The organism is Pseudomonas sp. GM_Psu_1, assembly GCF_026544185.1.
In the GTDB taxonomy this organism is placed as follows: Bacteria; Pseudomonadota; Gammaproteobacteria; order Pseudomonadales; family Pseudomonadaceae; genus Chryseomonas; species Chryseomonas oryzihabitans.
This window is the reverse complement of record NZ_JALNUX010000012.1, coordinates 1-15,543: the sequence shown is the minus strand read 5'-3', so window position 1 is coordinate 15,543 and position 15,543 is coordinate 1. Positions and strand designations below refer to the sequence as shown.

Genomic DNA, 15,543 nt, shown 5'->3' with positions numbered 1-15,543 from the left:
GTCCAACAGTGGCGATCATCGATAAGCGAGCGATGAGGTCTCGGGCCCCCAATGCCGTCATTTCCAATGTCAGGAGCCTAGGCATGAATTCGATCTTTCACGCTAAGCAGCCAAGTGCCCGACCGTCTTCGCTTGTTGATACCTTCCGCTTTGGCTGCTTCAGTCTCCATCGAAAACAGCGCCTACTCCTTCGTAACGAAGTTCCCATTGTGGTTGGCAGCCGCGCTCTTGATCTGCTGATAGCTTTCGCCGAGCGTCCAGGGGAAGTGCTGGAGAAAGCGGAGCTGATCGCCTGTGCTTGGCCGAAGCTAGTGGTGGAGGAATGCAATCTGCGGGCGCAGATCGCCGCATTGCGAAGGGCGTTACGCGAAGATGATGGTGCCGAGTACATCGTGAACATTCCCGGAAGGGGTTACTGTTTCACGGCTTCCGCCACCGGCGGGGAGGAAGAGGTTCAGACCGATTCCCACGATCTGCAAACTGGTCGCCTACCCAGTTTGGTCACCGCCCCCTTAGGACGCACACAAATCCTAGACCGGCTCGACGAGCAGCTTGCCCCGGGCTCTCTGCTCTCCCTGGTAGGCCCGGTGGGGATCGGCAAGAGCACCCTTGCTGTCGCCCTCGCAAACGAGGTCGGGAGGCGCATTAGTGATGGGGTCTGCTATCTTGACCTGGCCAGGGTGGAGCCGGAAGAAGGCCTCGCGCACGCTCTGGCGCAGGTGCTAAATCTCCCGGCAACGGTAGATTTCGATTCCATAGTCCAGCACCTAAGCAACCGCAACCTGCTACTTGTGCTCGACAACTGCGATCCGCTGCTTGAGCCCGCTGCGATGTTTGTCGACCATCTGACACATTGGGCGCCTGGCTGCACGGTAATCGCTACCAGTCGGGAACCACTGCGCACCCGGGGCGAGCGCGTCGAACGTCTTTTGCCACTACCGGTTCCGCCACGTGATGTAGGCTGCCTCGAGGAGGCGCTGGGTTACCATTCGCTGCAATTGCTGATCGAGCGGGTTCGTGCCCAGGACCTGCTCTATGAGATCAAGCCCGAGGATCTGCGGGCGGCCGTGGCCATATGCCGCTCGATGGATGGCGTGCCGCTAGATATTGAGATAGCGGCCAATCGCATGCTCGCCTTTGGCATGCAGCAGGTGGCGATCCTGGTGAAAACCGATTATCGCCTTGAGATGAAGGGCCTGCGCACAGCAGCACCACGGCATCGTTCTCTGAGAGCCGCGCTCAGTCTAGCCTATGCCGCTCTCGACGAGGATGAGCAACGAATGCTGCAGCTGCTGTCGGTGTTCGACGGTAGCTTTACCCTGGACGCGGCACGATCTGTGATAGCCGACGAATTTGGCTTCGCCCAGCAACATCTGCCGCTAATCGATAGCCTGGTGGAGAAATCCATGCTCATCGTCCAGTCCGACTCTACCAAACGGCTGTATCGCCTACTGCATAGCCAGCGCATCTTTTCCCGCGAACTCCTTGAACAGACCGGCTTGATGGCCACGCTGCAAAGTCGGCGCGCCGCCTTTGCCATGGATGTGGTGAGACTAACTGCGAGTCATATGCAGCAGGTTGCTCCCGAGCTGTGGCAACGCGTCTATGGAGCTGAAAGCGATACCGTGCGCTCGGCTTTGACCTGGGCCTGCTCCGTCCAAGGCGATCCAGCGGTAGGCCATGAACTGAGTCACGCGGTACTCGGCCTGCCGGTGCCCCGAGAACGAGATAGCCACCCGCCCCATCTGACTGTCGCTGCAGCTCGGGCTAGATGAGCCGAGCCGCGACCAGCGCGTCGGCTCGCCGCGATTGGGAAACGCCGACGATAATCTTCCTGTAGTCCAGTATGCTTCACTGCGCAGCGGGGCTGGATCCATGTCATTGGTCTCACGCTCGGTGAGCGGTAACTTTGATACGTCAGTGCAGGCGGCATCTGGCAGGTCACACCTCGCCTCCCTACCAATGATTGCTGGGAAAGCGAGGGTAGGCGTAATGAGCGCGCTGTCGAGTTAATAGATGAGCGCGATCAACCTGATCGCCAGGTTGATCGCATTAGAGGCTGAGCGTTAAAGACTTTGTCAAGACGCCACGGTTGAGTCCTCGCCCCCCGGCCAGTCCCTCGTGGGAATGTCGTCGATAGTGCCGTCCTTAACGCCATCCACAGCGTAGCGCTCCAGGCTGTCGCCCAGTACTTGCCCGAAGTCATCAGCTTTTGCTTGCTGCTGGCCTTCTCTAACCAGCCCTGGAATTATCGCGCCTAGTACGGCGACGCCAGCTCCCAGGAAGCCCAGAACTCCCGCAGCGCTGGCCAGGGCCGGCAGGAAGCGTGGCAGGTTGGCGCCGATCAGGCCCAAGGTCCCTTCCACGGACGACGCAGCACCGGCAAGCACACCCAGAGAGCCCGCGGTAACGCCAAAGCCACCAGTGAGCGGATCACCGCGCCGGATGGCGGCCACACCGTCAAAAATGCCATAGGCTCCCACCGCAATGCCTGCCAACCCACCCAAGCCCTTGGCGCCTTCCTCGAACTTCTTGGCCACCACCTTGTAATTTTTGCCGTCCTTGACGTTGTCCTTTATCTGGTCGAGCAGGTCACTGGGCAGCTTGCCGTTTTTCATGTCGGTCAGGGACTGCTCACCGTTCTTGATGGCGGTATCAAGGTATTGCTGGTAGGCCTTGGTGCCACCCTCAGTGAGCACGGTCGCCGCCTGTACCGAACCGGTGGAGATGTCGACGATGTTGCGGTCTGTCAGCTTGCCGCCGCTCTGCGCGCCGCGGGCGATGGTCATACCGGCCAGGAACAGGCCGCTCACGCCGTGCAGTGTGCCGCTGTCGTAGGCACCCTTGGCATTGCCACTGAGGTCGAAGTCGGCCAGCGAGCCCATTTTGTCCAGTGCCTTGGTGCCCTGGCGGAACATGTCCCAATTGCCCCGGAAGCCCGACAGCACTTGGTCAGTGGTAGCGACCGTGCCGTCCTTGTTCATCAGCAGTTCAGGGGATTCCTTGCGCATCTGGTCGATCAGCGTGCGCACCTTGTCTTCGTCCAGTTCGTCGCCACCATTCTTGCCGAAGGCGGCTTTCATGTCGTCGAAGGTGGCGCCCTTAAACAGGTTTTCCTGGGCAATGGTGGAGAAGTTGTCGTTGAGCTGCTTGTCCAGCTCGGCGGTGAACTTCGGATCCAGCGTGGCGTTGTAAAGCGCAACTTCCATGCTGAAGGCGCTGGCGGCCGCTTCCGGCGTATTAGTCTTGAGCAGTTCGCGCAGGCGCTCCCCCGACGCCAGGGAATCTTTGTAATAGGTCTTCAACGCGTCGCCATGCGAGGACTTGCCCACTGCGCCTTGGATATCTGCCGCGCTGTTGATGCCCAGCATCGACTGCAGGCTTTGCGCGGTAGCGTAGAAGCTGGTCAGCGCGGCAGTCTGATCGGTCTTGCCGTCCTTGGTAGCGGCGTCCCAGGCCACGTCCAGGGCTTTTCCGGACTTGATCTGATCCTCGTAGGTTTTGGTGACCGCATCCTTGAGGCCCGGCGTGGTGTCGAACAGCGACTTCATGGCGTCCGCGCTGCTCTTTTCGAGGAACTCAGCCGTGTCCGGGTCTTTCTGCAACAGGCTGATGTGGTCATTGATGTCCTGCAACACCTTGTCCGGCTCCCAGAAGGCACCCGAACGATTGGCAATCGAGACCTTGCCGTAATCATCGCCCCACATGCCGGCATTCGCACCGTCCACCACCAGTTTCTGCGCGTTCTGAAGGTCCAGCAGCACGGCCGCTTTTTCTTCTGCGGTGTATCTTTCCGGGTGCTCGAACACGTCCTTGTCGAGCTTGCTGGTATCGACCTTGCTGGTAAGGTTGCCCGACACCACGCTGGACAGCAGGCTCGCGAGCCCGGTCGCGTCGGAAGGAGCCTGAGTCTTCAACCAGCTCTGCAAGTCGGCGCGGTTGATTTTGCCATCGGCCGATTTGGCTAGGGGATTACTGGCAGTGTCCAGCAGCTTGAATGCGCCCCTTTGCGACCAGAAGGTCAGCGCTTCCTTTTCCTCCTTGCTGGCAGGAGGATTGTCCTTAAGGTAGTTCTTGAGATCCTGCTCGGTGAGGGTGCCCTCGTTGCCCGTCTTGGCGCGGATCACGTCGTACTGCTGATCGAGGATGGCAGCATACTGCGCAATCTTCTTGGAACCCTCATCGGCCTTTGGGTTGGCCTTGAGAAAATCCTTGTAGCTGGCGATGTCGGAAGCGGCCTGCGCCTTGGGTAGCGCCGAGAACCCGTACTTGCCGAAGTCCTGAAGGCGACCAGCTTCGGTCCCGTGCTTGGCTTCGCCACTCTTGGTGAACCCGTCGACACTGCTGTTAGAGACCGTGTTGCCCGTCAGCAGCTTACCGTTCTCATCGTAACTGACGATACGGTCCATCACCTGGGCGGCGCGGAAGGCCGCGTCGGCGTCGTTTTCGAAGTCGCCAACCTGCTCTTTGAGTCGGTCCTTGACGCCGCTCTGGTTGCCCAGATTTTTCAACAGCGGATTGTTGTTGATGATGTCTTGGGCGGAACGCTCATCGCCTTCAGGGCGCTGCCACACAATACCTGCGGCTTCGCCCGCTTCTTTGGCGGCCGAGTCGTCGCCCACGGCTTCGATATGCTTTAGCTCACCCTTCAGGTCGCCAAAACCGTACTTGCCGAAGTCCTGCAGGCGGCCCGCTTCCGTACCGTGCTTGGCCTCGCCGCTCTTGGTGAAGCCGTCCACCCGACCGTTGTTCACGTCTTTGCCGGCGAGGCGTCCACCACTTTCGTCCATCACTTCGATATGTTCGAGGACCTGCTTGGCACGGTAGGCCGCGTCAGCATCATGTTCGAAGTCGCCCACTCGCTCCTTGAGCTTGTCTTTGACGCCGCTCTGGTTACCCAGGTTTTTCAGCAGTGGCGTGTCATTGATGATGTCCTGAGCGGAGCGGTTATCACCTTCGGAACGTTCCCACTCAATGCCGGCTTCCTTGGCCTTGGCCCGCTCTACCGAATCGCCCCACAAGGCATTGGACCCGCCCGTGGAATCAGCCGTGGACACGTTGTTGACTGTTAAAGACATGCTCAGGCTCCTTCTGGTTAGTAGTAAGTGCTAAAGCAGGAACTACGCGGGAGCACGTGGCGACGTGCCCTCTCTGCCGGCAAATTTCACGGTTAAGCATCGGGCAGATCGGTGGGCGAGAGGTGTGAAGTGCTGTGAAATCGCTCAGAGGCGCAGGCTTTAAGGCTGCCCGGCTAGCCGTTTACGAGTTGTCGAGCTCGCTGCACCAGCCTCTGCTGGTGCCAGCTTCTACGGCCGCAAACAGACACACAGTATGCTCAGGTTAGGCTGCGCTCAGCGTGAGGATGTGATGCAGGCCCCAGCTTGGTACCGGAGCCACTGAGGACATCGGTGATGATCTGCGACAGACGCTGGTTAAGGCCGTCCATGGCGCGCAGAGGGGCGACGGTCTCATCATGGCCTTCAGGGTCGATGCGCTGGGTGAAGTCGCCGTCGGCCAGCCGATCAGCGATTGGAACATCTGCAAGGCCGGCCTCGTGTTCAAGCCGGCAGCGGTCGTGGGGCGTGAGCTGTTCAGTCGTCCGGACGTCGTCGCTCTCCTCGAACAGCTCATCGCGGCCCATACCGCGAAGCATCCGGCAGAAGGCCCCATCCGGGCCCGCTAGTTACCAGCTACCGGCAGATGGCTTCGCACGGCACCCCGTCGTGGTCGCCATCGATCCGGCCGTTGCCACAGTGCTGCAGCTGATACTTCGCCTCCGCACAGCTCGCCATCTGCCTGCAGGCCTTCAGCGGTGTGCAGCTGAAGGATCCCGCGGTGCTGGCGCCCTCCGATCCGCCAAACTGAGATAAAGGACGTGGTTCGCTTCGGCAGCACTGTCGCCGGCGGCTCGCCCTCTCCAGCTTGCGCGCCTTGACGCTGATCACGCGCGGCGCGGCGCCACTCCCACGGCGGTACCTGCTCTGGTTCCGGTAGCGCCCACAGGCCCCGTTTCTGCGCCTTAGCCTGCGCCTCCAGGTCCAGCAGCGATCGATCCTTCAGGTATTGGCGATAGACCCACGCGGCGCCCTGGCGCACCTGCTCGGCATTCACGTCCGTAATGCCCTGGTACACGCGGGCCACCCGCCGGCCGTAACGGTCAGTGTCTTGCACCTCCAGGCGGACATCCTTCGAAAACACCATGGCCGCCAAGGATTGCTGGGCGCGGTTGCCGTAGGGCTGTTTGCTCTCCGGGGTGTCAATTTCCGCAAGCCGGACCTTGATCTGCTGCTTGGCGGTGGTGAGGCACGTCAGGGTATCACCGTCGTGCACGCCCACCACGCGGCAGTCGATCGTTTCGGCGAGGGAGAGGGTAGGGAGGGTTAACGCAAGGGCTACTGCTAGCTGCCGAAGCATATGAGGTCTCAGATCCGTTGTAAGAGGGGAGGTCCGCTATCACCGGGCGGGCGCTGCCGCGTTTCCGTACTGCCAGCGACGCCGACTCGGGAGTGTAGCGGCGGCGCGAATAACTGGCAGACCTTGGGTGGGTAGAAGCGGACAGAGGCGTGGAAGGCGGTTATGGGCGGCGGTGGGGCTAGCGGCCGTGGCCACCGTCAGTGGCGCTACCGCCGGCGGCCAGCTTTTTGCGGTTCGGGCGCTTATACGCGGGGATCTGGCGCTTCAAGCGCAGCTGTCTCACCTTGCTGTAGTGGACCCCGTGCCTCAGGCCGATCGCTCGATCGCTATCGGTGCCCAGATCAGCCAGTAGCGCATCGCTCAGCGGCTTTTCGTCCTGCAGCTTTGGAATGTCGCGCCGTTTGCGTTCGCGGTACACCAGGTCGTCAGGAATCCCGAACCGGTGAGCGAGCTCGGCGTCTCGCAACTTGCCCAAGAGCGGCACGGCCGCCGGGGGCAGACTGTACACCCGCGGCGCCCTCTTCGCCGGGGCCAGGCCCTGGCGCAGGCGCATCAGGTAGACCGCGCGCCGGCTGATGCCGAGCCGCCTGGCGACGGTCGCATCGGGTTCCTGTCCAAGGAGGGCGAGGTTCTCCGGGCTCCACCGGAACAGCGTCTCGCGCTGGAAGCCGCCCTGCTTCAGGTCGTAAGGCTCAACGGCCAGCGACTGCCGCTTGCGCGCCACGGTCATGCGCGACATACCCCACCGGTCGCCCAGGGCGGTATCGCTCTCGGTGCCCAGCAAGGCAGTCATCTCGTCCGTCCAGGTCTTCATCGCAACTCACAGCATCTGCAGCACCAGCCAGTCTAGCGGCATGGCACCAGGCGGACCACGGCAAGCCTTGCGTTTTCCGGATCGGTGAGAGGGTAGGCCATCACCTGATGGAGACCCGAACATGGTACCGGTTGAACAGCTCAAAGCCGCGGTGGAACAACTTCCGAAGTGGAGCCCGCAGATCACCAGCCAGGTAGGCTGGGTCAACTGGCGCCAGGGCTTCCAGATTAAGGCGCTCTGGTACGGGAATTGTTCGCTCCTGTGCTACCTCGACTTCAAGGATAGGGTTGCCCGGGACGACACCTTGGCCACCGCCTTCAAGCGGTTCGCCGCGCCCGGCGCCCGGCCGCGAAAGATCGATGGCCATGGCTGGTCCTGCCTCGACTACTCGTTCCAGTCTGACCACTTTGTGTCCATCAATGAGCTGGCGCAGATCGCGGACGCCAAGGGTTATGCGTACACCGTCCTGTACGTCCAGGAATGTGTCGGTGCTCGGCCGGTTTTCGCGACGCTGGGCATCCCCCTGGTACCGGGCGAGATGGGCAAGGAATGGGTGGGCGGCAAGTTCCTTTCCTACGCCTGTCCCGCCGGCCAGAATCTGTAGTCGTCTGCAACGCCTGCTGCCTGGCGGATAGCGGCCAGCACCGGGCGGCGCGGTACCCCAACGCCCGGCGAGCCGTAATCTGTAGTCGCACCCTGCGTCACCTGACGACCTGCTGCCGGCCATCCCGGCTCTGCGCGGTATCATCGCGCCTCAACTCGTGAGGCGTGCGCAATGCTGGTAATCCATCTTGAAAGTGGTCGAGTAATCAACCTGGAGCGCTCGGTGAGTACCGTCAACGGGTACGGTATCTGGGAATACCACCGGAGCCAGAGCTCCAGCGTGTGGGTGCCCGACTACACCCCCTACCGCTACCTCGCCGTCAAACCGCCGGACCCGGCCATTGGCCAGAAGGTTACCGTGGCTATCTGCAAATTGGGTGCACCGGAGGAAGAGTGGAAGCCCTTCAGATCCGGGATCGCGGGGTTCGACGGAATCTGAAAGCGGTCGCAGTAGGCGAGTCAGGCTACCCTGGTGCGCCAGCTGCTGAGCCCCTCGCGGCTTGCGTATCTGAAGACCTATGGGACGTTGGTCGGCATCACTCAACGATGCTGACGGAGCTTCCTCATGCAGACCCCCAACACCTCCTCGACTCCGGCTCTGGCGCTACAGCTGTGCGTCCACCGCTATTACTCCAGAGCCGAAGACCCGGCCTTCCAGCAGCTGCTTGTGGTTTGGAACCAGATGGCGCCGATCCTCGCTGCGGCGCCGGCCGGCACCATTGCCAAAGTCGACAGTGAGTCCCTGTTCGTTGCGCCGGTGGGTGGTGCTCTTGCGATGTTCCTGTCCGCAGACCTCAGTCCAACAGCCGTCGACGGGAATATTTTCCGGCCTGAGGATTTCGACGGCATCGGCGCCGATGAGTTTGCCGAGCTACAGGGTGCCTTGGAGCACTGGATGGCTGCGCCAACGTACGACACGCCCTGCACCCCATCTCACCTTGCAGACGTGCTCGGCGCTAACTACCGGGAGGCAGGGGCGCCGCGCGAATGGCAGTGGTCGGGCGAGTACGAGAACACTCCCGGCCAGTAGATCCATCGGGCGCCGCGTCAGTGTGCGCAGGCGTCGCGCTATTGTCGCAACTTCCCAAGCGACGATAAGCGCCGGCCGGTATAGCTAAAGTATCTTCATAGGTATACGTTATCCGAAAGCAGATACTTCGGGATACTGGCCATGGCCGTAAGACGTCCACTCTTCAAACGCACCGCTCTGGCGGAGTCATTGGTTCGAGAGCTGGCAGGCGAGACCTTCCACGATCATAGCTCAGGACTCTTCCTGGCGGCGCCGCGGCGCACCGGCAAAAGCACCTTCCTCAAGAACGACCTTATTCCCGCATGCGAAGCCCGTGGCTGGCTCGCTGTCTATGTCGACCTATGGGCGGACAAGCAGACCGATCCCGCCGACATGATCGCGGGCGCCATCGGCGAGGCCTTGGCTGAATACGAGTCTGGCCTGAGCAAGGTGGCCAAGAAGGCCGGCGTTGAAAAGCTCAACCTGCTGCGCACCCTGAGTTGGGACTTCACCCGGCCGCAGCTACCCGCAGGTACCACCCTGGCGAAGGCACTGGATGTACTGCGCACCGTATCAGGCCGCATGATCGTGCTGATCATCGACGAAGCTCAGCATGCGCTCAACAGCGAGGCCGGCGTCGCAGCCATGTTCGCCCTCAAGGCGGCCCGCGACCAGCTCAACAGCGGCGAGGAGGAGGACGGCGTCCGGATGCTCTTCACCGGCTCCAGCCGAGACAAGCTGGCCAACCTGGTGCTTAAGAACGGCCAGCCCTTCTACGGGGCTCGGGTCTCCGAATTCCCCCGTCTGGGCCGTGACTACGTTGCGTTCGTTACCGAGCTGTGGAATGGCAGCCTCGCCGCGCACAACCAGTTCGCGATTGAGGACGTGGAGTATGCCTTCGAGCTAGTCGGCCGCCGGCCGGAGATGCTGACAGCTCTCCTTTCCGACACGCGTGTGATCCTGGGCGAAGCCGGCAACCTGGGCGAGCTGCTGCGCGAGGGCGCGCTGAACCACCAGCAGGGCGTCTGGAGCGACTACGAGAGCGCCTGCAACGATCTATCACCGCTGCAACGGGCCGTCTTGGAGGTGATTGCGGATCGGGCCTTGCGCAAGCAACCCTTTGCACCGTTCTCGTCAGAGACACTTGAGGCGATCAACCGCAAGCTCGAACATAAGCAGGAGGCGCCAAATGCTTCGAAGCCCAACGTGCAGAAGGCGCTCGAAGTGTTACGTGAGCGGGAGCTGATCTGGAAGGCTAACCGCGGTGAATACGCGTTAGAAGATAGCGCTATGGCTGAATGGTTAAAAGTCAGTAGGGATGCCTGAACCATATGCAACCGCCCCAAACGTCAGGTCTATGAGAACCGACGATCCTATCCAACTACGGGCTGTCCGTCCTAAGCGGTACCAATCTGCCCCGACAAGCACTTCCAATCGCGGCAGTTGATCGTATCGGCAAAGAAGAGGGTAGGGAGGGACAACGCAAGGGCTACTGCTAGCTGCCGAAGTATAGAGGTCTCGGATCGCTTGTTCAGAGGGAGGTCTGATATCACCTAAACGAGCACTGACTACCGTATATCCGCGATGTGAGTGGCGCCGCTGGGGGGTGTAGCGGTAGCTCGGATAGCTAGTAGACTCTGAGCGGGTAGAAGCGGACAGAGCTGCGGTGGGCAGCTATGAGTTGCGGCTGGCTATCTATCGTGGCCACCGTTAGTGGTGCTGCTGCCGGAGATTATCTTTGTGTGGCTGGATCGCTTATATGCAACGATCTGGCGCTTCAGGCGCAGCGCTCTCACTTTACTGTAGTGCGCGCCGTGCCTCCACCCGATTACCTAGTCGCTATCAGTACCCAGCTCAGCCAGTAGCGCCTCGCTTGAAGGATGGTCGACCTTCAGCTTTGGAATGCCACGCCGCTTTCGTTCGCGGTAAACCAAATCGCCAGGGATGCCAAACTGATTAGCTAGCTCGGCGTCGCCCAATTTACCAGTAGAGTCACTGCCTCAGAGGGTAGGAAGTACACCCGTAGCGCCCACTTCGCGAGTGGAAGGCGCATTTGTACGCGCATCTTGTAGACCGAGCACCGGGTGATCCCTAGCTGACTGGCGACGGTCGCATCGGTCTCCTGTCCAAGGAGGGCGAGGCTCTCTGGGCTCCACCGGAACAGTGTTTCGCGCTGGAAGCCGCCCTGCTTGAGATCGTAGGGCTCAATGGCAAAGGAATGCCGCTTGCGCGCCACGGTCACCCCACCGGTCGTCCAGAGCGGTATCGCTCTCGGCGCCGGGCAGGGCAACCATCTCGTCCGTCCAGGTCTTCAATCCATCTCACGGCATCGATTGTGCCAGCGACTCTAGGGGAGTGGCGCTAGGAGAATTTTTGTGTCCGTCAAGTCAGGGCAAGAGGAGAATAGCATTGATTAGAAAATCTAGGCAGAGTACTGAGCAAATAGTTTAAGGTCGCGGAAAATAGCTGTTAAAGGGGGACTTGAACTAAACTACCAAGAGGACCTAGCTAATGCGCATGGTCGATCTGTATTTAAGAAGTGGGTGACGCGAAGACGGTTTTTAGTGAGAGCTATCTATCGCGATAAAGCCTGCCAGCGTTTGGCACCACCCATAGCTCCGTAAGCAAATTTCCCTCCTTTAGATGTCTGCCGATGAGGGAAAAGCATCTGCCTGCACGGATAGATCCTCAGCGAAGACATAGCGATTTTTGCCGAGACGCTTGGCGCTGTACATGGCAGCATCCGCTTGGCGAAGAATGCTGTCGCTATCATCGGCTTGGATGTTGTCACTGATCACAACGCCAATACTAGCAAAGACTTGTCCTACGCCGCCGTCAAGCGTTAAAGGCTCGCGAACTACACACAGGAGTCTTTCCAGCATCCGCTCGTATGCTTCGCGCTCCGGAACGTCTTCCATAATCAATACAAATTCATCACCGCCCAAGCGTGCTAGCGTATCTGATCTACGGATTTCCTTGAGCAAGCGCTTAGCCGTCGTGACCAGTACCTGATCACCTTGCGCATGACCGAAGCAATCGTTGATGGCCTTGAAACCATCCAGATCCAAGAGCGCTACAATAAAGGTAGTCCCCTGCCTCTTGGCGTGCTCTCGGACCTTTGCCAACCGCTCTGCCATTAGTCTGCGATTAGCCAGGCCAGTGAGAGGATCAAAAAGCGCTTGGCGCATAAGTTCAGCTCGACGTTCACGGCGGCCGAGTATCGAGTGGACCAGCCAAGCTAACGAGGCGCTACCAAGAACGACAAGACAGAAATCAACATAGCGACGTGCCAGATTTTGCCACCTGGGCAGTGGAGCGACGCAAAGTGTCCAGGTCGTCGCCTCAATCCGTACCTCTCGACATATACCGTCGACTGTAGGCACCGTCGATTCCTGTAATACCCTTAGCTCACCGGTTTCAGGATCAACACCTGTCAATCTATAGCCAAACCCCTGAGCTTCAATGGCAGCGAGGTTGGCATCTACAAGGGCATCCGGGAAAGTCAGGGTCACTACGGTAAAACCCCAGAAACGCGTCTGGCCCTGGGGATCCGGAAGGAATACCGGAAGCATGCCGATTGCTCCAATAGGACCTTGGATCAATCTGAATGGCCCCATAAATAGAACTCGCGAATCCTTATGGTTGATAAGCTGGCGCAGCTGGTCTCGGTCTTGGTGTTCCCACAGGTCATGGTCACGTACCAGCAGATTTTGATCCAAGGGTTCGATCTGGCGAATGACTGCATCTGGTGCCAGTGATAGGGCATAGGCACCCTTGTACAGCGGCAGAAGAAAACGGGCGAGGTCAGTAAAGTCAGGGACCTGGCCTTTGCCCTGATACACCATGACTGCCAGGGTTCGAGGAGCGGATAGTGCCCGCTCGAGGACCTTTTCCACCGATAGGGCGAACGTCGTGGCAACCTCGCCAGTACGTACATTCTCCATCTTGCGGATCTCAGCGTCGAGCCGCTCGACCACTCCCCAACCGAGTAAGACAAAAAAAAGGAACGCCAGTAGGGGCATTCCATGTCGGACCCACGGCTTAAGCGGCACAACATTTGTCATAGGCGGGGCGCCGTTTCTGGATTGCTAAAACTATGCACTCACCTCGCAATGCGACGCCGTGCACATTTTACCGGAGTATAACCAGACTCCGAATAGAAGCCGTAGCCGTCCAGTACGTCAATTTGATCCCTGAGGCGACCAAGACCAGGTAATCCGTTGTCCTATAAGTTCTTTGAAAAGCGGCAACGGTAAGAGAGCGTCCTGCTGCTTCATTCACCGTCCGTCATGAGGCAATTGTGTAGCTGGCCTTCCCTTGGCTACTCGTTGATCCGAATGACTACGTGTCCATTAATACGCTGTCACAAATTGGTGTCGCCTAGAGGCTATGCGCGAGCTGTCCAGGACGTTGAAGGGAGCGTCTGTACTCGGCCCGCTTTCAAGACGCTGGGCATCTTCACGGTGTCCGGTGTGATAGGCAACAAGTGGGTGGTCGGCGAGTTCATTTCCTACGGCTGTTCCTCTTGCCGGAATCTGTAGTCGAGTGTCACTCCCCTTGACGAGCCGTAATCTGTAGTCGTAACCCTGTGTCGTCTGACGACTGGCTGTCGGCTATCTTGACCCCCTGCGGCATCATCGCGCCCCACCTCGTGATGCGAGCGCATTGCTGGAGGTCCATCTCGAAAGTGGTTGAGTAATCAACCTGGAACGCTCCGTGGGGAGCGTCTACCAAAGCGGTATGTGGGAATACCACTTAAGCCAAACCTCCAGTATGTAGGTGCCCGACTACACGTTTTTCGCCACTCCACCGTCAAATCGCCGGATCCGGCATTTGGCCACGAGGCCACTGCGACTATTAGCTTGCTCGATATGCAGTAGGAGAGGTGAAAGCCCTTCAGGTCCAGGACTTCTGGATACGACGGTATCTAAAGCCGCCAACGGCTGGGCGGACGGATATCCCTAACTGTCGCTTTGGGTAGCTGCTACCGCGCAAAAAAAGACTGGTTTATCGAGAGATATTCTCATCCAGCGGAATGCGGCACCGTCGGAGGGGCCGTCCGAACGGTAAGCACCAAGCCATGCGTCGAGTCTGCTCCTAGACTTTAGTCGGATGCTCGAAAAATCCTGCTGAAGGATCCTAAAGTCCGACGAAAAGGAGCCGAAAACCGTTTCGACAGGTCCCTATGGGTTGGATTCTTTATGTTCCTTTCGAAAATAAAAGCCGCACTTAGCCAATCGCTTGCGAAGATTGCGCTTCTCGAGCAAAAGGTAGATGCCATAGAGTCCGAATCTATGACACTTTCCTTGGATTCGCAGAAAAAAGTGATATCTGTCAACGCAAATTTTTTGGAAATAATGCGCTATTCGTCTAAGGATCTGATTGGAAAAGATCTGGGATTTATTATTCCAAGCGATGTTAAGACGCAAGATATTTATCTGAAGCTTTTCTCGGCAATTGATTCGTGCTCACATGCTAGTGATCTTTATCTTTTTTGTAGAGGCGACGGAAGCGACGCTTGGATTCGTGGGGCTTGGCATTCGATAAAGGATCTTAAGGGTGGTCTGCTCAGGGTCGATTTTACTGGAACTGACGTAACAAGCGCGGTAGAAAAATCTAAAGAGAATTCAGACGTAATCGCGGCGCTTCTTAGGTCTACGGCCGTAATTGAATTCGATTTGGCGGGTGACGTCATAGCGGCGAATGATCGTTTCCTTCAGGCTATGAGCTACAGATACGAACAGGTTATAGGTCAGCATCATCGAATTTTTTGCGAATCACAGGAATCGTCTTCTGTAGAGTATCGCAATTTTTGGGAGCGACTCAATCGAGGCGAGTTTGTCACTGGTCGATTTAAACGTATAGATGCAAACGGCCAGGTCGTATGGTTGGAGGCATCCTATAATCCAGTAAGAAACAGCCGTAATAAATTATATAAAGTTGTTAAGTTCGCTACTGTTATTACAGATCAGGTTGGAAGGGAGCGTGAGGTAACCGAGGCTGCTAAGGTGGCGTTCGAAATATCTCAGCGCACGGACGATAGTGCAATACGTGGTACTGCTGTGGTTAGCGATACTGTCGAAACGATGAAAGCCATTGCATCAAGTGTGAGCTCTGCTTCGAATGGCATTGAGGCATTAGGAGCTCAGTCAAAGCTCATCAGCTCAATTGTTGGAACGATCAGCGGTATCGCCGCGCAAACTAATCTACTAGCGCTAAATGCAGCCATTGAGGCGGCCCGGGCGGGAGAGCAGGGTAGAGGGTTTGCGGTTGTTGCCGATGAAGTTCGTCAGTTAGCCGCGCGCGCGAGCAAATCGGCTGACGATATTGTCGCCGTTGTAGATAAAAATCAGATATTGGCTGGAGATGCAGTAAAAGACATGGAAGCTAGCCGTGTTCAAGTAGAGGAAGGCCTGAGGCTAGCAAGTCAAGCGGGCGAGGTGATTGTTGAAATTAAAGATGCAGCGAAGTTGGTAGTGGACGCTGTCGGTCGATTTAGTAGCCAGTTTGACTCATGAAGGTCAAAGGTATCCATCTGATTAAGCGTCAGGCGCGTAGTACCAGGGTGGTGATGTCGGTGTGACGCAGCATGTGAGAGGTCTGGCTGCCCAGCAGGAAGCGCCTGGCGGCGGAATGGCTGTAGGCGCCCATCACCAGCAGGTCGGGCCGAGAGGCATGCACCCGGTCGGGAATCGCCTCCTCG

At 58.5% G+C, this 15,543-nt stretch carries 12 protein-coding genes and 1 pseudogene; 6 read left to right on the top strand and 7 right to left on the bottom strand.

What is annotated here, in order from left to right:
* The first annotated feature begins 83 nt into the window (after positions 1-83).
* The gene (locus tag OXS31_RS18485; protein ID WP_267401286.1) at positions 84-1,775 is read left to right on the top strand and encodes a winged helix-turn-helix domain-containing protein; all 1,692 of its coding nucleotides are present in this window, start codon (positions 84-86) and stop codon (positions 1,773-1,775) included.
* A 303-nt stretch (positions 1,776-2,078) separates the two neighbouring features.
* Here OXS31_RS18485 and OXS31_RS18480 read toward each other — a convergent pair whose 3' ends face one another.
* The 5 genes and pseudogenes from OXS31_RS18480 to OXS31_RS18460 all read right to left on the bottom strand — a co-directional run bounded on the left by OXS31_RS18480 (position 2,079) and on the right by OXS31_RS18460 (position 7,207).
* Positions 2,079-5,078 (bottom strand): type III effector HrpK domain-containing protein, encoded by a 3,000-nt coding sequence (locus tag OXS31_RS18480; protein ID WP_115946912.1) that lies wholly within the window; start codon positions 5,076-5,078, stop codon positions 2,079-2,081.
* Between the two features lie 257 nt (positions 5,079-5,335).
* Complete coding sequence (locus OXS31_RS18475) at positions 5,336-5,641, bottom strand: methyl-accepting chemotaxis protein (protein ID WP_147302593.1); 306 nt, start codon at positions 5,639-5,641, stop codon at positions 5,336-5,338.
* A 49-nt stretch (positions 5,642-5,690) separates the two neighbouring features.
* The gene (locus OXS31_RS18470) at positions 5,691-5,792 is read right to left on the bottom strand and encodes an excalibur calcium-binding domain-containing protein (RefSeq protein ID WP_258874379.1); all 102 of its coding nucleotides are present in this window, start codon (positions 5,790-5,792) and stop codon (positions 5,691-5,693) included.
* A 262-nt stretch (positions 5,793-6,054) separates the two neighbouring features.
* Positions 6,055-6,414 (bottom strand): annotated as a pseudogene (locus tag OXS31_RS18465) (thermonuclease family protein); the annotation flags it as partial.
* Positions 6,415-6,592: 178 nt separating this feature from the next.
* Positions 6,593-7,207: a hypothetical protein gene (locus OXS31_RS18460; RefSeq protein WP_258874373.1), complete on the bottom strand. Its 615-nt coding sequence runs from the start codon at positions 7,205-7,207 to the stop codon at positions 6,593-6,595.
* Positions 7,208-7,349: 142 nt separating this feature from the next.
* Here OXS31_RS18460 and OXS31_RS18455 point away from each other — a divergent pair, with 142 nt between their 5' ends.
* The 4 genes from OXS31_RS18455 to OXS31_RS18440 all read left to right on the top strand — a co-directional run bounded on the left by OXS31_RS18455 (position 7,350) and on the right by OXS31_RS18440 (position 10,166).
* Entirely contained in the window at positions 7,350-7,832 is a 483-nt protein-coding gene (locus OXS31_RS18455; RefSeq protein ID WP_115946909.1) for a hypothetical protein, read from the top strand.
* A gap of 171 nt (positions 7,833-8,003) precedes the next feature.
* Complete coding sequence (locus OXS31_RS18450) at positions 8,004-8,270, top strand: hypothetical protein (protein WP_115946908.1); 267 nt, start codon at positions 8,004-8,006, stop codon at positions 8,268-8,270.
* Between the two features lie 126 nt (positions 8,271-8,396).
* Positions 8,397-8,861 carry a hypothetical protein gene (locus OXS31_RS18445; protein ID WP_115946907.1) on the top strand — a complete coding sequence of 155 codons (465 nt, stop codon included), beginning with the start codon at positions 8,397-8,399 and terminating at the stop codon, positions 8,859-8,861.
* 141 nt (positions 8,862-9,002) lie between these two features.
* Positions 9,003-10,166, top strand: coding sequence for a hypothetical protein (locus OXS31_RS18440; RefSeq protein WP_115946906.1), 1,164 nt, complete (start codon positions 9,003-9,005; stop codon positions 10,164-10,166).
* A 1,313-nt stretch (positions 10,167-11,479) separates the two neighbouring features.
* Here OXS31_RS18440 and OXS31_RS18435 read toward each other — a convergent pair.
* A complete protein-coding gene (locus OXS31_RS18435) occupies positions 11,480-12,862 on the bottom strand; it encodes a sensor domain-containing diguanylate cyclase (protein WP_267401285.1) in 1,383 nt (460 codons plus the stop codon).
* Between the two features lie 1,179 nt (positions 12,863-14,041).
* Between OXS31_RS18435 and OXS31_RS18430 the strand changes: the two genes are divergently transcribed.
* The gene (locus OXS31_RS18430) at positions 14,042-15,358 is read left to right on the top strand and encodes a methyl-accepting chemotaxis protein (protein ID WP_267401283.1); all 1,317 of its coding nucleotides are present in this window, start codon (positions 14,042-14,044) and stop codon (positions 15,356-15,358) included.
* Between the two features lie 28 nt (positions 15,359-15,386).
* Here OXS31_RS18430 and OXS31_RS18425 read toward each other — a convergent pair whose 3' ends face one another.
* Complete coding sequence (locus tag OXS31_RS18425; RefSeq protein WP_267401382.1) at positions 15,387-15,533, bottom strand: universal stress protein; 147 nt, start codon at positions 15,531-15,533, stop codon at positions 15,387-15,389.
* Positions 15,534-15,543: the final 10 nt, after the last annotated feature.

What these genes read in the sequence shown, in the direction of transcription:
- OXS31_RS18475 (WP_147302593.1), bottom strand. Translation starts at nt 5,641, where the DNA reads ATGGGCCGCGATGAGCTGTTCGAGGAGAGCGACGACGTCCGGACGACT.
- OXS31_RS18435 (WP_267401285.1), bottom strand. Translation starts at nt 12,862, where the DNA reads ATGCCCCTACTGGCGTTCCTTTTTTTTGTCTTACTCGGTTGGGGAGTG.
- OXS31_RS18485 (WP_267401286.1), top strand. Translation starts at nt 84, where the DNA reads ATGAATTCGATCTTTCACGCTAAGCAGCCAAGTGCCCGACCGTCTTCG.
- OXS31_RS18455 (WP_115946909.1), top strand. Translation starts at nt 7,350, where the DNA reads ATGGTACCGGTTGAACAGCTCAAAGCCGCGGTGGAACAACTTCCGAAG.
- OXS31_RS18445 (WP_115946907.1), top strand. Translation starts at nt 8,397, where the DNA reads ATGCAGACCCCCAACACCTCCTCGACTCCGGCTCTGGCGCTACAGCTG.
- OXS31_RS18470 (WP_258874379.1), bottom strand. Translation starts at nt 5,792, where the DNA reads ATGGCGAGCTGTGCGGAGGCGAAGTATCAGCTGCAGCACTGTGGCAAC.
- OXS31_RS18440 (WP_115946906.1), top strand. Translation starts at nt 9,003, where the DNA reads ATGGCCGTAAGACGTCCACTCTTCAAACGCACCGCTCTGGCGGAGTCA.
- OXS31_RS18450 (WP_115946908.1), top strand. Translation starts at nt 8,004, where the DNA reads ATGCTGGTAATCCATCTTGAAAGTGGTCGAGTAATCAACCTGGAGCGC.
- OXS31_RS18430 (WP_267401283.1), top strand. Translation starts at nt 14,042, where the DNA reads ATGTTCCTTTCGAAAATAAAAGCCGCACTTAGCCAATCGCTTGCGAAG.
- OXS31_RS18460 (WP_258874373.1), bottom strand. Translation starts at nt 7,207, where the DNA reads ATGACTGCCTTGCTGGGCACCGAGAGCGATACCGCCCTGGGCGACCGG.
- OXS31_RS18480 (WP_115946912.1), bottom strand. Translation starts at nt 5,078, where the DNA reads ATGTCTTTAACAGTCAACAACGTGTCCACGGCTGATTCCACGGGCGGG.